Raw genomic sequence first — 19,062 nt, 5'->3', positions numbered from 1 at the left:
ACAGGTTTGGGTGGTGCAACAGGACCCACGCTGTCAGCGGTTCGCGACAGCCCTATGTCGGAGTTGGGAAAAGATCTTCTGGACGCAGCGCCGCGGCGGGCAGCTTGGTCTCGTACCCGTCCACCCGCAGGTCGGCGGTCTGCGGCGGCCGTCGCGGCCGGGTCGGGGTCCGCTCGGCGCGGGTGATCCGGTCCATCCGGAAGACGCGGTCCTCCTGGCGCAGGTGGCACCAGGCGGTCAGGTACGACCCGTTCGGCCCGACCACGACATGCTGCGGCTCGACCTCACGCTCGGTCCCGACACCACCGACATCGGTGTAGGAGATCCGCAGCACCTGGTTGTCGCGGACCGCCCGCCAGATCTGCTCGGCGACCTCGCTGTCCGGATCCGGCACCGGCTGCACCAGCAACCGCACCTTCGCGGCCGCCGTCCGCGCCTCGTCGAGATCGCGCTGCGGCATCGCGGCGACGATCTTCTGCAGCGCGGTCCGGGAGTCCCGCGAGAACAGCACGTGGTCGCTGCGGCTCAGCGCGACCGCGACCGCCATCGCCTCCCGCGCGGTGAAGTTGAGCGGCGGCAGACTCATCGCCCGGTCCACCGAGTACCCACCGGTGCGCCCCTGCTTCGTCGCCAGCGGTACGCCGGCCTGTCCCAGCGCACTGAGATCTCGCTCGATGGTCCTGACACTGACCTCGAAGCGTGCCGCCAACTGCCGCGCCGTACGCCCCCGCGGTCCCGCCGCGCGCAGCTCCTCGGCGAGCGCGTACAGCCGATCGATCCGGTTCATGCCTCGCAATCTAGGCGTCACCATGGACAAGTTCGCGCGCCTGCCGAACCAGTCAGTTGTTCGCACCGAGTTCTTCGGCGAGGGCGACGATCAGGCCGGACGGGCCGCGGAGGTAGCAGAGCAGGAAGATCGACTCGAACGGCGTGATCTCGCCCATCAGTTCACCGCCGTGCGGTTTCAGCCGGGCGACGGTGTCGTGGATGTCGTCGACGGCGAACATGACGCTGCGGTAGCCGATGGTGTTAGGCGGTGCGGACGGTTCCGCCGTACCCGCCGGTGGGTTCTCGAACTGCATCAGCTCGAGCTGGCTGTGGCCATCGGGGGTGCGGAGCATCGCCATCTCGAGGCGGACGTCCTTGAGGCCGTTCACCGAGTCCACCCAGTCGCCCGAGACCGGGGACCCGCCGACGTGTTCCATCCCGAGTTCCTCGAAGAACGCGATCGCCGCCTTCAGGTCGTGCACCGCCACGCCGACGTGGTCCATCCGCTTGATCGCCATACTCGCGATTCTCCTTCGGTCAGCTGGTCAACTACCCGGAGGACGGAGCCACGCCGGCGTTCTCGACATGCATCACTGGGGCAGTTCGGTCCCGGTGCGCTCGGCGACCATGTAGGCGGCGTACCAGGCCGGCCAGTTCGCGTCCTCTTCGCCGGTGCGCGCCTCGTGCTCGCCGTGCGCTGCGGCGGCCCGCCGGAGCGCGCCCTCGAGGTCGTCGGCCGAGGTGTACGTCGACTCCGCGGGGTCGACCCGGTTGGGGAGTCGCGTGGTGACCTCCTGCAACAGCCAGGTGTTGCCGTCGGGGTCGCTGAACGTCGCGAACGAGCTGTAGCTCGACCGGTCGTCCGCCGGCCCGGTCACCCGGCCGCTGCCCTCGCTGACCTCGAACTGGGCGCCCGGCGCGGCCGGGTGGAAGACCTCGCTCACCTTGGCGCCCAGCGCGAGCAGTTCGTTCCGCGCCGCCTCCACGTCGGTGACAACGAGGTACAGACCCTGCGCCGTACCGGGCTGCGCCGACGTGATCCTGGTGCCGAACTGCACCGACGCGGGGGAGCCCGGCGGGGTGAACTGCACGACACGGAATCCGTTGTCGAACGCGAAGTCCGCGTCCAGACGCCACCCGAGGCCGCTGTAGAACTCCTTGGCGCGATCGGTGTCGACGACCGGGATCACGACGGCTTCGAGTTTCAGGTCGGTGCTGCTCATGTCTTCCTCCTGGGATCAATTGCAGTATCAGCGTGGTTCGTTGACCTCTAATCTGCCGCTCAGCAACCCCCGTGACACCAGTGGAAATCCCTGGTCGGAGCCCTGGCCCCCGGGACTTCGCAGCGATCCACCAGGGGATGTCGGCGCCGTCCTGAGCCGTCGGACGGGCAAAACGCTCTAAACTGCCGTCGCGTGGACCACCAGATCGTGCTGATTGCCGGTGCAGGGCTAGCGATCATGATCGCGGCCTCCGTGTTCGCGCGGCGGACCGGCGTCGCGGCGCCGCTGCTGCTGGTTGCCCTGGGCATCGGAGCCAGTTACCTACCGAGTACGCCGGTGATCCATATCGAGCCCGAGATCATCCTGGCCGGCGTCCTGCCGCCGCTGCTGTACGCGTCCGCGGTGCAGCTCCCGGTGCTCGACGTACGGCGGAACTTCGGGCTGATCTCGTGGTTGTCGATCGTGATGGTGATCGTCTCGGCCCTGGTGATCGGGGCGCTGGTCCACGCGCTGTTCCCGAGCATCCCGTTCGCGCTGGCGACCGCGCTCGGCGCCGTGGTCAGCCCGACCGATGCGGTGGCTGCTACCGCGATCGGCCACCGGGTCGGACTGCCGCCACGCCTGATGACGGTGCTCGAAGGTGAAAGTCTGGTCAACGACGCGTCCGCGCTGGTCGTACTGCGGACGGCGGTGGCCGCGCTCGCCGTCACCACGCACTTCAGCTTCGGTCACACCGTCCTCGACTTCGCCTGGGCGGTCGTCGGCGCGATCCTGATCGGGGCCGTCATCGGGCTGCTCACGGTCCTGCTCCGGCAGCGGCTCGACGACCCGGTGCTGAACACCACGATCTCGTTCGCCGTCCCGTTCCTCGCCTACTTCCCGGCCGAGGAGGCGCACGCGTCCGGCGTCCTCGCGGTGGTGATCGCCGGTCTGCTCACCGGTGCGCTCGGGAGCCGGAAGTTCAGTGCCCGTGACCGGCAGACCCAGGCGACCACCTGGACGACGATCAGTTTCATCCTGGAGAGCGGCGTCTTCCTCGCGATGGGCTACGAGCTCCCGAACCTCGTCAACGATGCCCGCGCCGAGACCACGGTCGGGGAGATCACGACGCTGGTCCTGCTCGTGGTTTTCCTGCTGATCGCGCTGCGGTTCCTCGGGCTGGCCTGGCCCGCGCTGCAAGGCCGGATGGGTTCGAGCGATCGCAACGACCAGGTCCGGGCCAAGCTGAACCAGATGTCGGAACACCTGGACTCGGTGGAGCCGTCGGGGGAGCGCGAGGAGAACCGGCTCGCCTGGGCCCGCAAGCGGCTCGCCCGCAGCCAGGCGGACGTCGACTTCGAGGAACGCGAGCCGATCACCGGCCGCGGTCTCCTGGTACTGGCCTGGGCCGGCATGCGCGGCGTCGTCACGGTCGCCGCCGCCCAGACCATCCCCGCCGGTACGCCGCACCGCGCGACCGTCGTACTGGCGGCGTTCGTCGTCGCGCTGATCACCTTGGTGCTGTTCGGGCTGTCGCTGCCGTGGGTGATCGCACGGATGCACTTCTCGTCCGAGACCGCGGAGGAGAAGCGGGACTCGGTCCAGGCGCTGATGCGGCAGATCGGTGAGGCCGCGATCGACGCCGTCGGCCCGCTGGACGAGCAGACCGTCGACGGCGAGCGGCTCGACCCGGTCGTGGTGAGCACGCTGAAGGACCGGATCGTGCCCCGTCTCGTCTCCGGGAGCCAGGAGCTCCGGGAGACCAAGCCCGACACCCGCGAGCAGATGAGCATCGTCCAGCGCCGCTATCTCGACGCGATGCGCGAAGCCCTCGGCACCGAACGCAGCATCGGCGCCTACAGCTCCGACACCTACCGCCGTGTCGAAACCTTCCTCGACACCATCGAACAACGCTTCAGCACCGCCTAGCGCCCTGGGTTATTTAATTCATTGTCTTGACAAAAATAATCGGCGGCGCCAGGGTCGGTTGTTGTGGGTAAGGAGACCGGCGGGCCGCTGCGGTTGCTGCGGGAGACGCATGAGCAACGCGTGATCTCGGCGTTGCGGACGCAAGGTGCCTTGACCCGTGCTCAGCTCGCCGAACGGACCCGTCTCTCGCGGGCGACCCTGTCCGTGATCATCCAGGCCTTGCTGGCCCGGAAGGCCGTGACCGAGACGTTCCCGGACGAGACGGATCCGACCGGCGATCCGGTCGTGCGGGGCCGTGGTCGGCCGGTGTCGCGGCTGACCTTGAACGCGGCCGGCGGGTTGGCCCTCGGGCTGGATCTCGGGCACCGGCGGATCCAGGTGACCATCGCCAACGTCGCGCATGAGATCGTCGCCTCCGACAGCGTCTCGTGCGCGGAGCGATCGCCGTGGCCCCGCCGCCTCGAGCTCGCCCTCGACCTCGTCGACGAACTCACCACCCGCCACGAGCTGTCCCTCAACACGCTGGCCGGCGTCGGGGTCGGCATGGTCGGCCCGGTCCCGAGCGGCCGCAACTTGATCCTGAGCGGCCGCCCCGCCGAGGTGCGGGACAGGCTGAGTGAACGCTTCGGCGTGCCGGTGCAGCTCGACAACAACACCCGCCTCGCAGCCCTGGCCGAGGCCCTGTGGGGTGCCGGTTCGGGCTTCGACAGCGCCCTCTACCTCCGCCTGTCGTACGGCGTAGGCGGCGGACTTGTCCTGGGCGGCCGACTGCTGGCAGGCGCCACCGGTGCGGCAGGGGAGCTCGGCCACATCAGCGTCGACCGCGATGGACCGGAGTGCTCCTGCGGCGGCCGTGGATGTCTCGAGCGGTACGTCGCCCTCGCAACGCTGCTCGAACGATGCGACGACCTCCTCGAAGCGAACACCCAGCAGGCGCGCGACCTGCTGACCGAGGCAGGTACCTGGATCGGCGAGGTACTGGCCGCGGCCTGCAACACGCTCAACCCGGAAGTCGTCATCATCGGCGGCGAACTTGCCGACACCGGCGACCACCTTCTCGACCCCCTCAACGCCGCGCTCCACCGCTACACCCACGCGCAGGTGCACAAGAACCTGCGCGTGACCCGAGCAGCCCTCGGCGCCGATGCGGCCGCCCGCGGCGGTATCGCGCTCGTCCTCACGTCCCCCAACCAGGAGGCCTCCCACTCGTGACTCCCGCCATGAGTCTCCCCGCCACCATCGACATCCACCGCGACCGCCGCCACCCGATCGACCCGATGATCTACGGCCACTTCCTCGAGTCGGCCTTCTTCGGCAACATCCAGGGCGGCGTCTTCGACGAGGGCTCCCACCTGGCGTACGGCGGTGACGACGTACGGAACGGTCTGCGCACGGACGTGATCAAGCTCTGCCAGGAGCTCGGGCTCCCGGTCGTCCGCTGGCCGGGCGGGAACTTCACGTCGCCGTACCGCTGGGAGGACGGCGTCGGTCCGCGGGGCTCGCGGCCGCGGCGGCTCGAGCTGGCCTGGGGCTCGGAGGAGGACAACCACTTCGGCACCGACGAGTTCCTCGCGTGGTGCGCCGAGGTCGGCACCGCGCCGTACCTCGCGCACAGCTGCCGCGACCTGGACGACGCGGTGCGCTGGGTCGAGTACACCAACTACGGCGGCGAGACGGAGTACACCCGGCAGCGGGCGCGCAACGGCCACCCGGCGCCGTACGGCGTGCAGTACTGGGGTCTCGGCAATGAGGTGTACGGCGACTGGCAGATGGGCCACCGCAGCGCGGCCGCGTACGCCGCCGACGCCACGCAACACGCACGGTTCATGCGCGCGGTCGATCCCGGACTGAAGTTCGTCGCGGTCGGAAAGACCGACGACCGCGACGGCTGGACCGAGACGGTGCTAGGTGCCGTTGGCAACCAGATCGACTACCTCTCGTTCCACTTGTACGGCGCGACCACCCAACTGACCGACGGCGCCGCCGAGTACGACGCGATCGTTGCCCAGTCGCTGTACTTCGAGCAGCAGATCGTCGAGTACTCCGAACTGGTCGCCGGGATCGCCGCTCGGGCGGGTGTTGATCGTCCGCTCGGTCTCGCCCTGGACGAATGGAACATCCGGCACGTCGAGCCCGCGAGCTGGCCGGCTCCACAACCGTCCGACGACGGCGGCACCGTCGAGCGCGACGTCACCGGTCTGCCCACACAGCCGGCGCATCGGGTCAACCGCTGGAGCCCGCGGACGCTCGCCGACGCCCTCTTCTACGCCGGTGTGTTCCATGCGCTGCATCGCGCGGGCGGGCGTGAGGTGCCGGTGACGATGGCCAACACGGTCAACCTGCTGAACGCGAACGGGGTGATCGTCGCGCGGCCGGGCGGTGCGGTGCGCGCGGCGACGTACCACGTCTGGGATCTGTATCAGAACCACCTCGGCCCGATCGCACTCGGCGCCGACGTGCGCTCACCGAGCCGGCTGGCCGCCGTACGGCAGGGGGATGAGCGGGATCATCGTGGCGACTTCCAGACGCGGTCGGCGACCGTTCCGGACCTGGACGTGTCCGCGGCACAAACGGAGGACGGGCGGTCCGTGCGGATCGCGGTGATCAACCGGAACCAGACCTCTGCGATCCGCGCCGGCCTGACGCTCGACGGTCGCCGGGAAGCGCTGCCGACGCAGGCAGTGGTCAAGCAGTTGGCAGCCGACGATGTGCTCGCGTCGAACAGCCTGAGTGCGCCTGACGAGGTCGCGCTCCGCGACCTCGGAACGGTCGAGCTCGTCGATGCGTCCTACGACTTCCCGCCACACAGCATCACGCTGCTGTCCTTCGACGTCAGCTAACGCAGGTCGAGACGCATCAGGATCCGGGGATGGCCGGACAGCGTGGAAGTGGTGTCGGCCGCCTTGGTGAAGCCGGCGTGCTCGAAGTTCTTGCGAAGTCCGGCGTACGCCATCGTCAGGTCGACCTTCTGCGCACCGTTGTCGAGAGGATAGGCCTCGACAACGGGGGCGCCGTTGTCGCGGGCGAAGTCGACGGCGCCGGCGATCAGCGCGTGCGAGATGCCCTGGCCGCGGTGCCCGGGCCGGACGCGGATGCACCACAACGACCAGACCGGGAGGTCGTCGACGTGCGGAATCTTCCGGTTACGCGCGAACGTCGTCGCCGCGCGGGGTGCGATCGCGGCCCAGCCGACGGGCGTGTCCCCGTCGTACGCGAGCACGCCGGGCGCGGGCGTCGCCGCGCACAACCCGGCGACGTACTCTGCGCATTCCGGACCACGGAGCGTGTTGTTGAGCTTCGACGGGATGCGGTAGCTGAGGCAGAAGCAGACGCTGGCGGTCGGCGACTTCGGTCCGATCACCGCGCGCACGTCCTCGAAGACGGTCGCCGGGCGTACGTCGATCATCGCGTCCCCTCGGGTTTCAGCAACTCGTTGTGGATCATGAACGCGGTCCGCAGCTCCTTGTAGCCGACCCGGTCGAACAGCACCGTCATCGTGGTGCCGTCGTAGTGCTCGACCAGGCCGGGTCCGAACGTTCGGTGCACGACGCGGCCGCCGACCGGGAACGGCTGCTCCTCGGGCGGTGCTGCCGTCTTACCGGCCAGGTCGTTGTCACAGTTGCCGCACGGACCGGCGTACTGCTCGCCGAAGTAGCTGAGCAACCACTCGCGCCGGCAGCCGCCGTACTCCGCGTACGTGGCCATCATCTCGACTCGGGACCGGGCCACCTCGCGGCGATCGTGCTCGACGGCCGAGGCCGCGGCGACGGCCTTGTCCACGTCGACGCCACGGGCGAGGTGGAACTGGTGGCCGATGGCAACCACCCGGGCATCGGTCAGCCGGCCGAGAGCGCGCTCGACCCGCGCCGCGCTGAGACCCGCCGCCCTGGCGAGCGCGGGTACGTCGGCCGGCCGGTGCTCGTGGATCGCGCCGGCGACCGCGACGAGATCCTCGTCGGTGACACCACCGGATGCGAAGAACCGGTTCAGACCGAGGTCGGCGTGCCGGAAGAACAGTTCGATGTCGGCCGCGGCGCCGTCGCGGCCCGCGCGCCCGATCTCCTGGTAGTACGCGTCGATCGAGGACGGCGCCTCGGCGTGACTGACCCACCGGATGTCAGGCTTGTCGATCCCCATCCCGAACGCGATCGTCGCGACCACGACCCGGCAGTCACCGGCGAGGAACGTGTCCTGCACCTCGCGCCGTTGCTTCGCGGACAGACCGGCGTGGTACGCCTGCGCGGGTACGCCGGCGGTGTGCAGGTCGCTTGCGAGCTCCTCGGCGTGGCGGTGCGTTCCGACGTACACGATGCCGGGACCGCGGGACGAGCGGACGTGGCTGAGCAGGCGGCGGTTCTTGGTGTCGTCGTCGGCGAAGGTGAAGACGGCGAGGTTCAGGTTCGGCCGGTCGAAACCGCCGACGACGATGTCGGGGTCGGTCATCTCGAGCCGGTGCGCGATCTCCTTGCGCACCGGCGGCGCGGCGGTCGCCGTCAGCGCGAGCACGGGCGGGCGCCCCATCGCGCGGATCGCCGTCGCGAGGCGGAGGTAGTCGGGCCGGAAGTCCTCGCCCCATTCACTGACCAAATGCGCCTCGTCGACGGCGACCAGCTTCGGGCGTGACGCTGCAATCAACTCGAGTACGTCGGCGTGCGTCAGCTGCTCGGGGGAGAGCAGCACGAAACCCGGCCGGTTGCTGGTCAGCAGCTCGTGAGCGGCCCGACGGCCGGCGTGATCGGTCGCGTTCAGCTCAGCGACCTCGACACCGGCAGGATGCTGCGACAGAGCGCGCAGCTGGTCCCGCTGCAATGCGACCAGCGGACTGACCACGACCGTCACCCCACCGAGCGCGAGCCCCGCGAGCTGGTAGATCGCCGTCTTCCCGGTCCCGGTCGCCAGCACCGCGAGCGTGTCCCGCCCGTCGAGCACCGCCCGTACAGCCTCCTCCTGCCCAGGCCGCAAACCGCCGTACCCAAGCACCTCCCGCGCAAGCCCCGCAACATCAAAAGACATAGCGGTGTGGCAGTACGGTCAGCGACAACTCATCGTTTGCACGCCACTCAACCTCGAGCAGCTTGCGATCGACGGCGTACTGCAAGGTCCGTCGTACGTCGTCCTCCGAAGCCAGCGTGCGCTCCGCAAGCCCCGCGACCGCCTGCTCGGTGCCACCCCAGTACCCGACCGAGACGAGGTCCGCAGTGAAGCTGGCGAACTGGTCGTGTGCCTGGCCACTCTCCAGCGAAGCGGCCACATCAGCCGGCAACCGCAGCACCTCCTGCGGCATCGGCTTGTCCTCGACCGCGACGTATCGGGTCCCGTCGAACGTGAGAATCTGGAGGGCGACGTACACCGGGAGCAGGTCGCGGCGGGTCGTTGGCTCCGGTACGCCGACCATTCGCGCGATGTCGGCGCGGCTCGGCCAGTCTTCGCTGGGGAGATCGCGGCCCAACGCTTGACTCAGCCAGTCGGGACCTCGGTAGTGGTCGGCGGCCCAGGTGTTGATGTCGTCGGTCGTCATGCCGTTGGAGCGACCGGCCCACTCCACGACCTCGGCGACCTCCATCTCCTGCAGGCCGAGGAGCGAACGCCAGCTGGGTTTGCGTTTGTTGACGGGCGGGCGTTGTCGGTGGAGCCATCGCGGCGGATCGAGGGGTTCGGGGGCGGGCCAGAAGTCGAGGTGCCAGAGGGTTTCCGGCTGAAGGTCGTCCTCGTCGACGGGTGGTTCCGCGGCGGGCGGCAGTTGACGGTGTGCCACCCGCACGCGATACGTCCCGGGTTCGCCCAGTCGCACCGGCTCCGGACCTGGACCGGTCGTGAGGCCCGAGAGCGCGACGACGCCACTCAGACTCTCGTACGGAGTCTCGAAGACCTCGGTCCACGGCTCGTCGTCCGCGTCCGGTGGACCCTCCCAGGCGCGCAACTCGACGATCGCTGGCCCGTCCCCGCCGGACGCGTGCAACCAGCTCCGGCCGGACCGCGCCACCGTCCCGATGGGGTGCGCGGCCGTGATCCCGTCGTACTCGTCGCCGGCCGCGCCCGCCCCCACGTCGCGCACCACGAGGACGCCCTCCTCAGGCATGTAGTCCTCGTTCCTGTTCCTCCCCAGAACACCCATGGAGGAACGGTAGTACAGGGGTCAGCGCTGGACGCCGTACACCAGCTTCTGGATGCCGTTGGTGTAGGAGTCGCTCTCGACCAACTTCAGGTTGAGCTTGTCGTGGTCGCCGTCGCTGAACAGGCGCTTGCCGGCGCCGAGGAGGACCGGGAAGACCAGCAGGTTGTACTGGTCGATCAGGCCCGCGTCGGACAGGTTTCGGTTCAGCGTGGCGCTGCCGTGGACGATGATCGGGCCGCCGTCGGTCTCCTTCAGCGCAGCGACCTCGTCGAGTGAGCGGAGGATGTGCGTCTCGCCCCAGTTCGTCACCAGGTCGGTGTCCTTCAGGGTCGTCGAGACGACGTACTTCGGCATCGCGTTGTAGCCCGCGAATTCGTCGACCCTACCCGGCCACACCGGCGCGAACGACTCGTAGCTGACCCGCCCGAGCAGCAGCGCCGTCGCCTCCTCCTGCTCGCGGCCCTTCAGCTCGAACGCCGCTTCGTCGAACGGGATGTCCTTGAACGTCCAGCCCGTGTTGCGGTAGCCCTGCTCGCCGCCGGGCGCTTCGACGACGCCGTCCAGAGAGACGAACGCGGTGGTGATGAGGGTACGCATTGGGGTGCTCCTTGACTCGTTGTTGTGCTGCTCTTGCCTACGCGTCGAGCAGTGCCGGGTCCACTCGACATCTGCTGCGGAGAATCCAAGTGTGATCCAGGCCACTCAGTTCCGCTGGGTGTTCACGAGCCACGCGGCGGAGTCGAACAGCACCCCGTCATCGGTCTCGTGAGCGACGAGCGTCGCCCGCAACGCGTCCCGAGCGCGGTCGGCTGCCGCGGTGTCGAGCCCAGCCAGCAGCGCCTGTGGCTCCTGCAGCCGGAGCACGTTCTCGTACGCCGCGTCGGCATCGGGACCGTAGTAGATCCGCTCGTGGACCGCGGTGAAAGTCGGCTCCGCAAACCCGGCTGTGGTGAGAATCTGCCGCGTGAGCACCCGGCCGCCGAGCGCGAACGGCGAGTCGTCCCGAAACTCACCCCCGAGCGCCTGCGGAATCACCCGCGCCCACTCGTTGTCGGCCCGCGGCTGCCACACGAGCAGCACCAACCGCCCGCCCGGCCGCAACGCCCGCCGAAGGTTGCCGAAGGCGCCCATCAGGTCGTCGAAGAACATCACCCCGAACCGGCTGATCACCACATCAAACCCACCGCCGAAGTCATACGCGGCCGCGTCGGCCAGAAGATAGCTAACCCGCTCCGAGCTCTGACCGAGTGCATGCTCAAGCATCCGCTCCGAAACATCCACCCCAACCACACTGCCCCGCACGGCGTCACCCGCCGCATCCCGCGTCGTCTGCCCACCCCCACACCCAACATCCAGCACCCGATCGTCAGCCTCAATCGCACAGGCATCCCGAAAGCGCGGGCGATAGAACCGCAGCTCGGCGTCGTAGTCGAACATGCCCAGAGCTTACGCACCAGCAGCTCACCCGAAATGCCTACGCGGATGCGGTGAAGATGGTTTTGGCGACTTGGATGGCGGACATCGCTTTGGGCCAGCCGGCGTAGAACGCGAGGTGGATGATCGCCTCTTTGAGTTCGGCTTCGGTGAGTCCGTTCTGGCGGGCCAGGCGGAGGTGATTGGGCAGCTGCTCGACGCTGCTCGAGGTGAGCAAGCTGGCGACGGTGATGAGGCTGCGGTCGCGGGGTGACAGTTCGGTGCGTTTCCAGACGTCGCCGAACAGGACGTCGTCGGTGAGCTCGACGAGTTTGGGTGCGAAGTCGCCGATGGCTCGTTGGGCCGGTGTGGGTTCGGGCACGGTGGATTCCTTCACGTCAGACGTCGAAGTCGGTGCTGCGGCTGAGGTCTTCCCACGCGTCAGCATCGGCGCGCAGGGCGTCGAGGGCGGCGCGGAAGCCGTCGGAGGTGTCATTGCCGAGCAGCAGCATGTACGGCGGAGAGTCGGACTCGACGGCCTGGATGAGCGCGGTCGCGGCCTTTGCCGGGTCGCCTGGTTGCTTCCCATGCCCGGTGTCGTGGTCTTTGCGGCGCTTGCCGGCGGTGTCGGCGTAGTCGGCGATCGGTACGGCGGCCTGCGTCAGTGACCGTCCGGCGAAATCGGTGCGGAAGCCGCCGGGCTCGACGACCAAGGCGGTAATGCCGAGTGGCGCGACCTCCTTGCGCAGCGACAGGGTGAGCGCTTCGATCGCCGCCTTGACGGCCGAGTAGTAGCCCGAGCCCTCGGGGCAGATCCGTGCACCGATCGAGGACAGATTCACGATCGTGCCGCTGCGGCGGAGACGCATGCCCGGCAGGACAGCCTTGATAGTGCGGACGGTACCGAAGACATGGGTGTCGAAGAGCTGCTGAACGGCGTCGTCCTCGCCTTCTTCGACGGCGGCGCGGTATCCGTAGCCGGCGTTGTTGACGAGGACGTCGATGGCGCCGAACCGGTCCTCGGCTGCACCGACGGCTGCGGTGACCTGTGCGTCGTCGGTGACGTCGAGCGGGAGAGCCAGGGCCGTGTCGGGGTACTTGTCGGCCAGGTCCTGCACCTTGCCGACGTCGCGCGTGGTGACGACGACGTTGTGCCCGCGGTCGAGGACGGCATCAGCGAAGGCGCGGCCGAGGCCGGTGGAGCAGCCGGTGATGAACCAGGTGGTCATGATGTGCCTTTCGATTCTCAGTTCTGAGGTGGTCAGGCCAGCCCGATGCGTTGCAGCCATTCGGTGACTTGCGGTCGGGCTTGCTGGGCTTGTTCGCCGCGGACGGCCAGCCCTTCGGCGAGGGTGGTGCCGGAGGTACGGGCGTAGTCGCGTTCGGTTGTCCCGAGCCCGCTCATGGCGTAGGTGGTGAAGGCGTGAACGGTCTTGCCGGTGAAGTCGAGCTTCTCGGTGAAGGTCGACATGATCATCGGGGCGCGCACGTTCCAGATCGGGCTCCCCAGCAGTACGACGTCGTACTGGTCGATCGCGGGCAGGGGCTTGGCGATCGCGGGTCGCGCGTCGGTGTCCTGCTCGCGGACGTTGCGGGCGACGGTGTCGTCGTAGTTGCCGGAGTAGGGCTCGGCGGCCTCGATCCGGTAGACGTCGCACGGTACGAGATCGGCGATCATGGTCGCGACAACCTCGGTGTTGCCGACCTTCAACCAGGTGCGGCCGCCGTTGTCGTAGTTCTCGCCGGGGCGCGAGAAGTAGGCGACCAAGACCTTTGCCGCGGTCAGGGTGGAGGGAGCGGTCGAGGGCTGCACCGTGGGTGATCCTCCTTGGCCTGTGCTTTCGGTGCCGGGCGCGGTTCCTTCGCCGCAGCCACTGGGTGCCGCCGCGAAGAAGGCGCCTGCGAGCGCGAAGCGGAGCAGATTCCGGCGGGGCAGGCCGCGGGAGCCGCTCGCCAGCTGTTGGTGCATGGGACGTCAGCCGATCCTGCGGCTACCGAGGGCGGTGACCATGGCAGGGTCGCGGTGGTCGAAGAACTGGCTCTCGCCGGTGTCGAGGGCCGCGATCTCCTCGAGCTGGGCGTCCGTGAGGGTGAAGTCGAAGATGTCGAGGTTCTGCGCCATCCGGTCCGGGCGGACAGACTTGGGAATGACGACGACGTCGCGCTGGACGAGCCAGCGGAGCACGACCTGCGCGACCGACTTGCCCGTTGCCTCGCCGATCGCGGTGAGGACAGGGTCGGTGAACAGGTTGTTCCGGCCTTCGGCGAACGGTCCCCACGACTCGATCTGGACACCGTGCTCGCGCATCAGCTCCTGGTCGGCGACCCGCTGGTGGAACGGGTGGGTCTCGATCTGGTTGACCGCAGGCGTGATCCCGTTGTGCTCGATCAGATCGACGAGCCGGTCGGCGTGGAAGTTCGAGACCCCGATCGCCCGGGCCCGGCCGTCGGTGTGGATCTTCTGCATGGCCCGCCACTCGCTGTAGTAGTCGCCGAGCGGCTGGTGGATCAGATACAGGTCGAGGTAGTCGAGACCGAGGCGATGCAGCGAGGCGTCGAACGCACGCAGGGTGTCGTCCTCGACGCTGCCGGTCGGCGCATGCTGGATCCACAGCTTGGTGGTGACGAACAAGTCGTCGCGGGCAACGCCGCTGGCGGCGATCGCCGCCCCGACGGCCTCCTCGTTGCCGTACGAGGCGGCGGTGTCGAGGTGGCGGTACCCGGTCTCGAGGGCGGCTTCGACGGCGGCCTGGGTCTGGTCGTCGGGGATCTGGAAGACACCGAATCCGAGGATCGGCATCTCGACGCCGTTGTTCAGCGTGACGGTCTGCATGGCTGTGTTCACCTTTCGATAGTGGAGATGCTGGGTTTGCGCAGGCTGAGGCTGAGCGCGGCGGTGATGCCCAGGACGGCGACGGTGACGATCAGGCCGGTCCGTAGCCCATCCATGAAGACGCCGTGCCCGGCGACGACGGCCCCGACGCCGGCGACTCCGAGCGATCCGCCGAGTTGGCGGCAGGTGTTGAGCACACCGGACGCGGTGCCGGCGAGCTCGGACGGCGCGTGGTCGAGCACCAGGGACGCGATCGCCGGAACAGTCAGCGCACCGCCCACGCCGACAGGGACCATCGCGGCAGCCGCGCCCCACAGCGGTACGCCGACCGGCAGGGCCACGATGAGGACCAGTCCGGCGCACTGCACGAGCAGTCCTGCCATGATCAGGGCACGAGGACCGAGCCGTGCGCTCAATGCGGCGGCCCGTGAGCTGACGATCGTGACCAGCCCGGTCATCGGCAAGAACAGCAGCCCGGTGAGCAGGGCCGAGGCCCCGCGCTGCTGCTGGAAGTACAGGCTCTGAACGAAGACAACGCCGTAGAAGGCGGCCATCGAGGTGAACGCGATGGCCAACGCGATCGACAGTTGGCGGGACCTGAGCAGAGACAGCGGCACCATCGGTTGCCGTCCCCGGGCTTGTGCCGTCGCGAAAGCGAGGGCGGCGATGACTGCGGTCGCCGCGAGTCCGACGATGACCGGGCTTGTCCAGCCGCGGCTGCCACCTTCGATCACTACGTAGCTGAGCGACCCCAGGGCAACGACCGCGGAGACCTGGCCCACCGGATCGAAGCGGGCCGGTCGCTGCGGTGAGGCCGCGGTCCGCGAGATGCACACGAGCGCAAGCGCCGCGACAGGCAGGTTGACCCAGAAGATCAGCCGCCAGTTCAGTAGCGTCAAGGCACCACCGGCGATCGGCCCGGCAGCGGCCGCGACCGAGCCGCCGACCGCCCACAGCCCGACCGCGCGAGCACGCCGGCGTGCATCGCTGAAGCCCTCACGGATCAGCGCCAGCGAGGTCGGTGTGACCAGTGCCGCACCGGCCCCCTGCAGCAGCCGCGCGGCGATCAGCGTCCCGAGGCCCGGCGCCAAGCCGCACAGTGCCGACGCCAGGGCGAAGATCAGCATGTCGACGCCGTAGGCACGGCGTGCTCCGATCCGGTCCGATACCGACCCCGCGAACAGGATCAGCGCCGAGAAGGTGAGCGTGTAGCCGGTGACCACCCACTGCAGCCCGGACAGCCCACCGCCGAGCGTCCGGCCGATGTCCGGGAGCGCGACGTTCACGATCTGCGCGTCGAGGGCCACGACGAAGAAGCCGAGCATCGCCCCGCCGACGGTGGCGAGCTGACGGCGGTCGAACGACGTCTCGGTACCCGGTGCCGACGCGGTAGTGATGGTCATGGCTCCAGGAAACAAGCGCACGGCCCCTGAGTGAGAGTTCCCGCTGTACCAGGTACCAGCAGACCCTCCCAGGCCGGCCAGACCCCGCCGTACCGTGGTCACCGTGAGCAACAAGGACGACGTACGGGAGTTCCTGACCGGTCGGCGAGCCAACGTGACGCCGGAGCAGGCCGGGCTGCCCACGTTCGGCGACAAGCGCCGCGTCGCCGGCCTCCGCCGCGAGGAGGTCGCGCTGCTTGCCGGTGTCAGCGCCGACTACTACACCCGCCTCGAGCGCGGCAACCTCTCCGGTGTCTCGGAACAGGTCCTGGACGCACTTGCCCGCGCACTGCGCCTGGACGACGCCGAACGTGCCCACCTGTTCGACCTGGCCCGCGCCGCCACCGGCCCGGTGCGCGGCTCACGCCGTACCGCCGTCTCCAAGGTCCGCCCCGGCATCCACCGGATCCTGGAATCGCTGACCACGCCCGCCTACGTGCGCAACGCCCGCACGGACATCCTCGCCGCCAACGACCTCGCTTTCGCCCTGTACGGCGACATTCTGGACCGCGACAGGATGCCGCTGAACCTGGCGAGATTCCTGTTCCTCGACCAGCGCGCTCCCGCGTTCTTCCTCGACTGGGAAACCGTCGCCGACGACTCCGTCGCCGCACTGCGGGTCGAAGCCGGTCACAACCCGCACGACAAGAGCCTCACCGATCTCGTCGGCGAGCTGGCCACCCGAAGTGACGAGTTCCGCGTCCGGTGGGCCCGGCACAACGTCAAACACCACCGCACCGCCGCGAAACGACTCCACAGTCCCTTGGTCGGCGACATCGACCTCACCGGCGAGGCCTTGGAACTACCCGGCGACGGTCTCGTCATCATCACCTACACCGCCGAACCTGGCAGTCCCGCCACGGAAGCCCTCCGCTTCCTCTCCAGCTGGGTAAGCCGCACCGGTACGCCGGCAGAGCAGGCCTTGCCCGAGCACCAAGGCTGATCCCACACACCGACCAGCCCCGGCTGGACACGAACCGTCGCGGATCTGCATTTCGACAGGAGGTGTCGGGCCCCGGGGTAGTGCACTTGAGCGTGAACCGGTCCGCGCGTACGCCGTCTCGCGGGTGCACTACCTGTCGAGCTGCCGACTCAACCCGCCGACGGGATGAAGGTCAGGTGGGTGCCGTCGGGGTCTTGGGTGTCGGAGGCTGGGGTGGTGGTGGCGAGGCCTAGTTGGGCGATCGTGGTTGTTGCAGAGGGCAAGAGTTTGATGGCGTCGAGGCCCAGGCGGAAGGTGTCGTCGGTGACGCGTTCCATGCCGAGGTGGGTGCCGTAGAACTCGGCTGCCGCGTCCAGGTCGGGGGCGGCGAGGCCGACGTACGCGAACTGGCGGACCGGGCCGGTGGTGATCGGCGGGACGCGGAACTCCTCGGTGCGCTGCAGTAGCTCGACGCGTACGCCGTTCGGGTCCGAGAGGAATGCGAGCCGGCCCTGGCCGCTGCCCGCGACCCGGGGGGCCGAGATCTCGGCGTACCCGAGCGCGATCAGCCGCGCGTAGTCGCCGTCGAGATCGTCGGTCATGAAGCCGACATGGTTCAGCCCGTATGTCGCCTGCGCGCCGGGCTCCTCGGAGTTGAGGAGCTCGACCAGGCCGGTGGCCAGTTGGATGTGCACGCGGTGCACGCAGGGACCTTGCATGAACAGCCGGTCGACCACCTCCGCCCCGAGCTCGCCGTAGAACGACAAGCTCGCCTCGAGATCCCGTACCGGTCCGCCGACATGGTTCAGCTCGTAGATCACCCAACCACGATAGCAAGCGCTTTCCGATCGTGTCGCGACGGAGAGTCTCCGCGATCTGACGGGGTGTGCCGTCACCTGGTGGTCACGTGGCGGTCACCTGGAGTCCGGGGGAGACGCATACGTTCCCGATGTTTTGACCGACCAGAAAGGCCCGTAATGATCAGGAAAAAGGCTTTTGTCGCCGCGCTCGCCGCGACCACGGTGATCGCTGCGGCGGGGATGGCCTCGGCCGCCGCCAGCGGAGCGTTCAGCACGGCCCAGGCCGGCGACGCGGCCGCGGACGCCGCCGCCCACCAGCCGCAGCGCGGCCCGAAGAACGTGATCTTCTTCCTCGGTGACGGGATGGGGACCCAGGAGATCACCGCCGCCCGGTACTACCAGGGTGTCCGGAACAAGCTGAACGTGGACCGGGCCCGCTACACCGGGTTCGACACCACGTGGTCGGTGAAGCCGGCCGCGAAGGCGCCGTACCTGCCGGACTACGACCCGGACTCGGCGTCGACCGGCTCGAGCTGGGCGACCGGCAAGAAGACGATCGACGAGCGGATCTCGCAGGGCCCGAGCAGCGCCGAGAACGTCCCGGGTACGAACTACCAGACCGTGCTCGAGCTGGCGCAGAAGCGCGGCCTGAAGGTCGGCGACGTCTCCACCGCGGAGATCACCGACGCGACCCCGGCGGTGCTCGCCTCGCACATGTCGCTGCGCGGCTGCCAGGGCCCGGCCGACATGGCCAACTGCGCGAAGGAGACCAAGGCGGCCGGCGGTCTCGGCTCGATCGCGGAGCAGGAGGTGGACCACAAGGTCGACGTACTGCTCGGTGGTGGCCGGGCGCGGTTCGAGCAGCAGATCACCGGCGGCCCGTACGCCGGCAAGACGGTGGTCGACCAGGCCAAGGCGAACGGCATCCAGTACGTCACCGACGCGGCCGGACTGAAGTCGGTCAAGGGTGACAAGCCGGTGCTCGGCCTGTTCAACAAGAGCAACATGTCGCTGGAGTGGAGCGGCCCGTCCGCGGCCCTCGGCAAGGGTGCTGCGCCGCAGTCCTGCCAGGAGAACCAGCGTCCGTCGACCGAGCCGAGCCTCGCCGACATGACCTCGAAGGCGATCGGCCTGCTGGAGAACAAGAAGGGCTTCTTCCTGCAGGTCGAGGGCGCCTCGATCGACAAGCAGGACCACGCCACCAACGCCTGCGGCCAGATCGGTGAGACGGTGAACTTCGACAAGGCGATCGGTGTCGCGTTCGACTACCAGAAGACGCACCCGGACACGCTGATCGTCGTCACCGCCGACCACTCGCACACCAGCCAGATCGTCGGCGAGGACGCCTCCGGCACCGGTCTGCCGACCGGCTACTCGACCAACTTGACCACGAAGGACGGTCAGACCCTGACGCTGACCTACGGCACCGCCGGCTTCGGCGGCGACGGCAAGGCCCCGGTCGCGGCCGGTCCGAGCCAGCAGCACACCGGGGCGGTCGTTCCGGTCTGGGCCAACGGCCCGGGCGCGGACGCCGTTCTCGGCACCAACGACCACACCCACCTGTTCGACGTCCTGCAGGGGAAGTAGTCGGCCGGCTACCTTGAGTGGCCCCCGGTTCACGCGAACCGGGGGCCACGC

19 protein-coding genes are annotated in these 19,062 nt (G+C 68.8%); 5 read left to right on the top strand and 14 right to left on the bottom strand.

Going from position 1 to position 19,062, the window contains the following annotated elements; translation table 11 throughout:
* Positions 1 to 52: 52 nt before the first annotated feature.
* From ACWGID_RS12470 to ACWGID_RS12460, 3 genes are all read right to left on the bottom strand, one after another.
* A complete protein-coding gene (locus tag ACWGID_RS12470; protein WP_452196536.1) occupies positions 53 to 787 on the bottom strand; it encodes a helix-turn-helix transcriptional regulator in 735 nt (244 codons plus the stop codon).
* A gap of 52 nt (positions 788 to 839) precedes the next feature.
* Positions 840 to 1,286, bottom strand: a complete 447-nt coding sequence (locus ACWGID_RS12465; protein WP_452196535.1) for a VOC family protein — start codon at positions 1,284 to 1,286, stop codon at positions 840 to 842.
* A gap of 72 nt (positions 1,287 to 1,358) precedes the next feature.
* Entirely contained in the window at positions 1,359 to 1,991 is a 633-nt protein-coding gene (locus ACWGID_RS12460) for a VOC family protein (RefSeq protein ID WP_452196534.1), read from the bottom strand.
* A 192-nt stretch (positions 1,992 to 2,183) separates the two neighbouring features.
* Here ACWGID_RS12460 and ACWGID_RS12455 point away from each other — a divergent pair, with 192 nt between their 5' ends.
* From ACWGID_RS12455 to ACWGID_RS12445, 3 genes are all read left to right on the top strand, one after another.
* Positions 2,184 to 3,899: a cation:proton antiporter gene (locus tag ACWGID_RS12455; protein ID WP_452196533.1), complete on the top strand. Its 1,716-nt coding sequence runs from the start codon at positions 2,184 to 2,186 to the stop codon at positions 3,897 to 3,899.
* 63 nt (positions 3,900 to 3,962) lie between these two features.
* Positions 3,963 to 5,111, top strand: a complete 1,149-nt coding sequence (locus ACWGID_RS12450; protein ID WP_452196532.1) for an ROK family protein — start codon at positions 3,963 to 3,965, stop codon at positions 5,109 to 5,111.
* An 8-nt stretch (positions 5,112 to 5,119) separates the two neighbouring features.
* Complete coding sequence (locus ACWGID_RS12445; RefSeq protein WP_452196531.1) at positions 5,120 to 6,739, top strand: alpha-L-arabinofuranosidase C-terminal domain-containing protein; 1,620 nt, start codon at positions 5,120 to 5,122, stop codon at positions 6,737 to 6,739.
* Here the strand turns inward: ACWGID_RS12445 and ACWGID_RS12440 are convergent.
* From ACWGID_RS12440 to ACWGID_RS12395, 10 genes are all read right to left on the bottom strand, one after another.
* Positions 6,736 to 7,305, bottom strand: coding sequence for a GNAT family N-acetyltransferase (locus tag ACWGID_RS12440; RefSeq protein WP_452196530.1), 570 nt, complete (start codon positions 7,303 to 7,305; stop codon positions 6,736 to 6,738). The two genes, ACWGID_RS12445 and ACWGID_RS12440, sit on opposite strands and share 4 nt — an antisense overlap.
* On the bottom strand, positions 7,302 to 8,912 hold the full coding sequence (locus ACWGID_RS12435) for a RecQ family ATP-dependent DNA helicase (protein ID WP_452196529.1): 1,611 nt from the start codon (positions 8,910 to 8,912) through the stop codon (positions 7,302 to 7,304). Before ACWGID_RS12435 ends, ACWGID_RS12440 begins: the two co-directional genes overlap by 4 nt.
* Positions 8,902 to 9,978, bottom strand: coding sequence for a DUF6042 family protein (locus tag ACWGID_RS12430; protein WP_452196528.1), 1,077 nt, complete (start codon positions 9,976 to 9,978; stop codon positions 8,902 to 8,904). The genes ACWGID_RS12435 and ACWGID_RS12430 overlap by 11 nt, the downstream gene beginning before the upstream one ends.
* 57 nt (positions 9,979 to 10,035) lie before the next feature.
* Positions 10,036 to 10,611, bottom strand: coding sequence for a dihydrofolate reductase family protein (locus ACWGID_RS12425; protein WP_452196527.1), 576 nt, complete (start codon positions 10,609 to 10,611; stop codon positions 10,036 to 10,038).
* 105 nt (positions 10,612 to 10,716) lie between these two features.
* Positions 10,717 to 11,451 (bottom strand): class I SAM-dependent methyltransferase, encoded by a 735-nt coding sequence (locus ACWGID_RS12420; protein ID WP_452196526.1) that lies wholly within the window; start codon positions 11,449 to 11,451, stop codon positions 10,717 to 10,719.
* A 37-nt stretch (positions 11,452 to 11,488) separates the two neighbouring features.
* The gene (locus tag ACWGID_RS12415) at positions 11,489 to 11,809 is read right to left on the bottom strand and encodes a carboxymuconolactone decarboxylase family protein (protein WP_452196525.1); all 321 of its coding nucleotides are present in this window, start codon (positions 11,807 to 11,809) and stop codon (positions 11,489 to 11,491) included.
* 16 nt (positions 11,810 to 11,825) lie between these two features.
* Entirely contained in the window at positions 11,826 to 12,656 is an 831-nt protein-coding gene (locus tag ACWGID_RS12410) for an oxidoreductase (RefSeq protein ID WP_452196524.1), read from the bottom strand.
* 32 nt (positions 12,657 to 12,688) lie between these two features.
* Positions 12,689 to 13,240: a flavodoxin gene (locus ACWGID_RS12405; RefSeq protein ID WP_452196523.1), complete on the bottom strand. Its 552-nt coding sequence runs from the start codon at positions 13,238 to 13,240 to the stop codon at positions 12,689 to 12,691.
* A 162-nt stretch (positions 13,241 to 13,402) separates the two neighbouring features.
* Positions 13,403 to 14,272, bottom strand: coding sequence for an aldo/keto reductase (locus ACWGID_RS12400; protein WP_452196522.1), 870 nt, complete (start codon positions 14,270 to 14,272; stop codon positions 13,403 to 13,405).
* A complete protein-coding gene (locus ACWGID_RS12395; RefSeq protein WP_452196521.1) occupies positions 14,269 to 15,663 on the bottom strand; it encodes an MFS transporter in 1,395 nt (464 codons plus the stop codon). Before ACWGID_RS12395 ends, ACWGID_RS12400 begins: the two co-directional genes overlap by 4 nt.
* A 103-nt stretch (positions 15,664 to 15,766) precedes the next feature.
* Here ACWGID_RS12395 and ACWGID_RS12390 point away from each other — a divergent pair, with 103 nt between their 5' ends.
* Positions 15,767 to 16,645 (top strand): helix-turn-helix transcriptional regulator, encoded by an 879-nt coding sequence (locus ACWGID_RS12390; protein WP_452196520.1) that lies wholly within the window; start codon positions 15,767 to 15,769, stop codon positions 16,643 to 16,645.
* 149 nt (positions 16,646 to 16,794) lie between these two features.
* Here the strand turns inward: ACWGID_RS12390 and ACWGID_RS12385 are convergent, their stop codons facing one another.
* Positions 16,795 to 17,445, bottom strand: coding sequence for a VOC family protein (locus ACWGID_RS12385; protein WP_452196519.1), 651 nt, complete (start codon positions 17,443 to 17,445; stop codon positions 16,795 to 16,797).
* Positions 17,446 to 17,601: 156 nt separating this feature from the next.
* Here ACWGID_RS12385 and ACWGID_RS12380 point away from each other — a divergent pair, with 156 nt between their 5' ends.
* The gene (locus ACWGID_RS12380) at positions 17,602 to 19,011 is read left to right on the top strand and encodes an alkaline phosphatase (protein WP_452196518.1); all 1,410 of its coding nucleotides are present in this window, start codon (positions 17,602 to 17,604) and stop codon (positions 19,009 to 19,011) included.
* The last annotated feature ends 51 nt before the right edge of the window (positions 19,012 to 19,062 follow it).

This window comes from Kribbella sp. NPDC054772 (genome assembly GCF_053611945.1).
The sequence above is the reverse complement of the archived record's forward strand: the minus strand, read 5'-3'. Positions and strand labels throughout refer to the sequence as shown.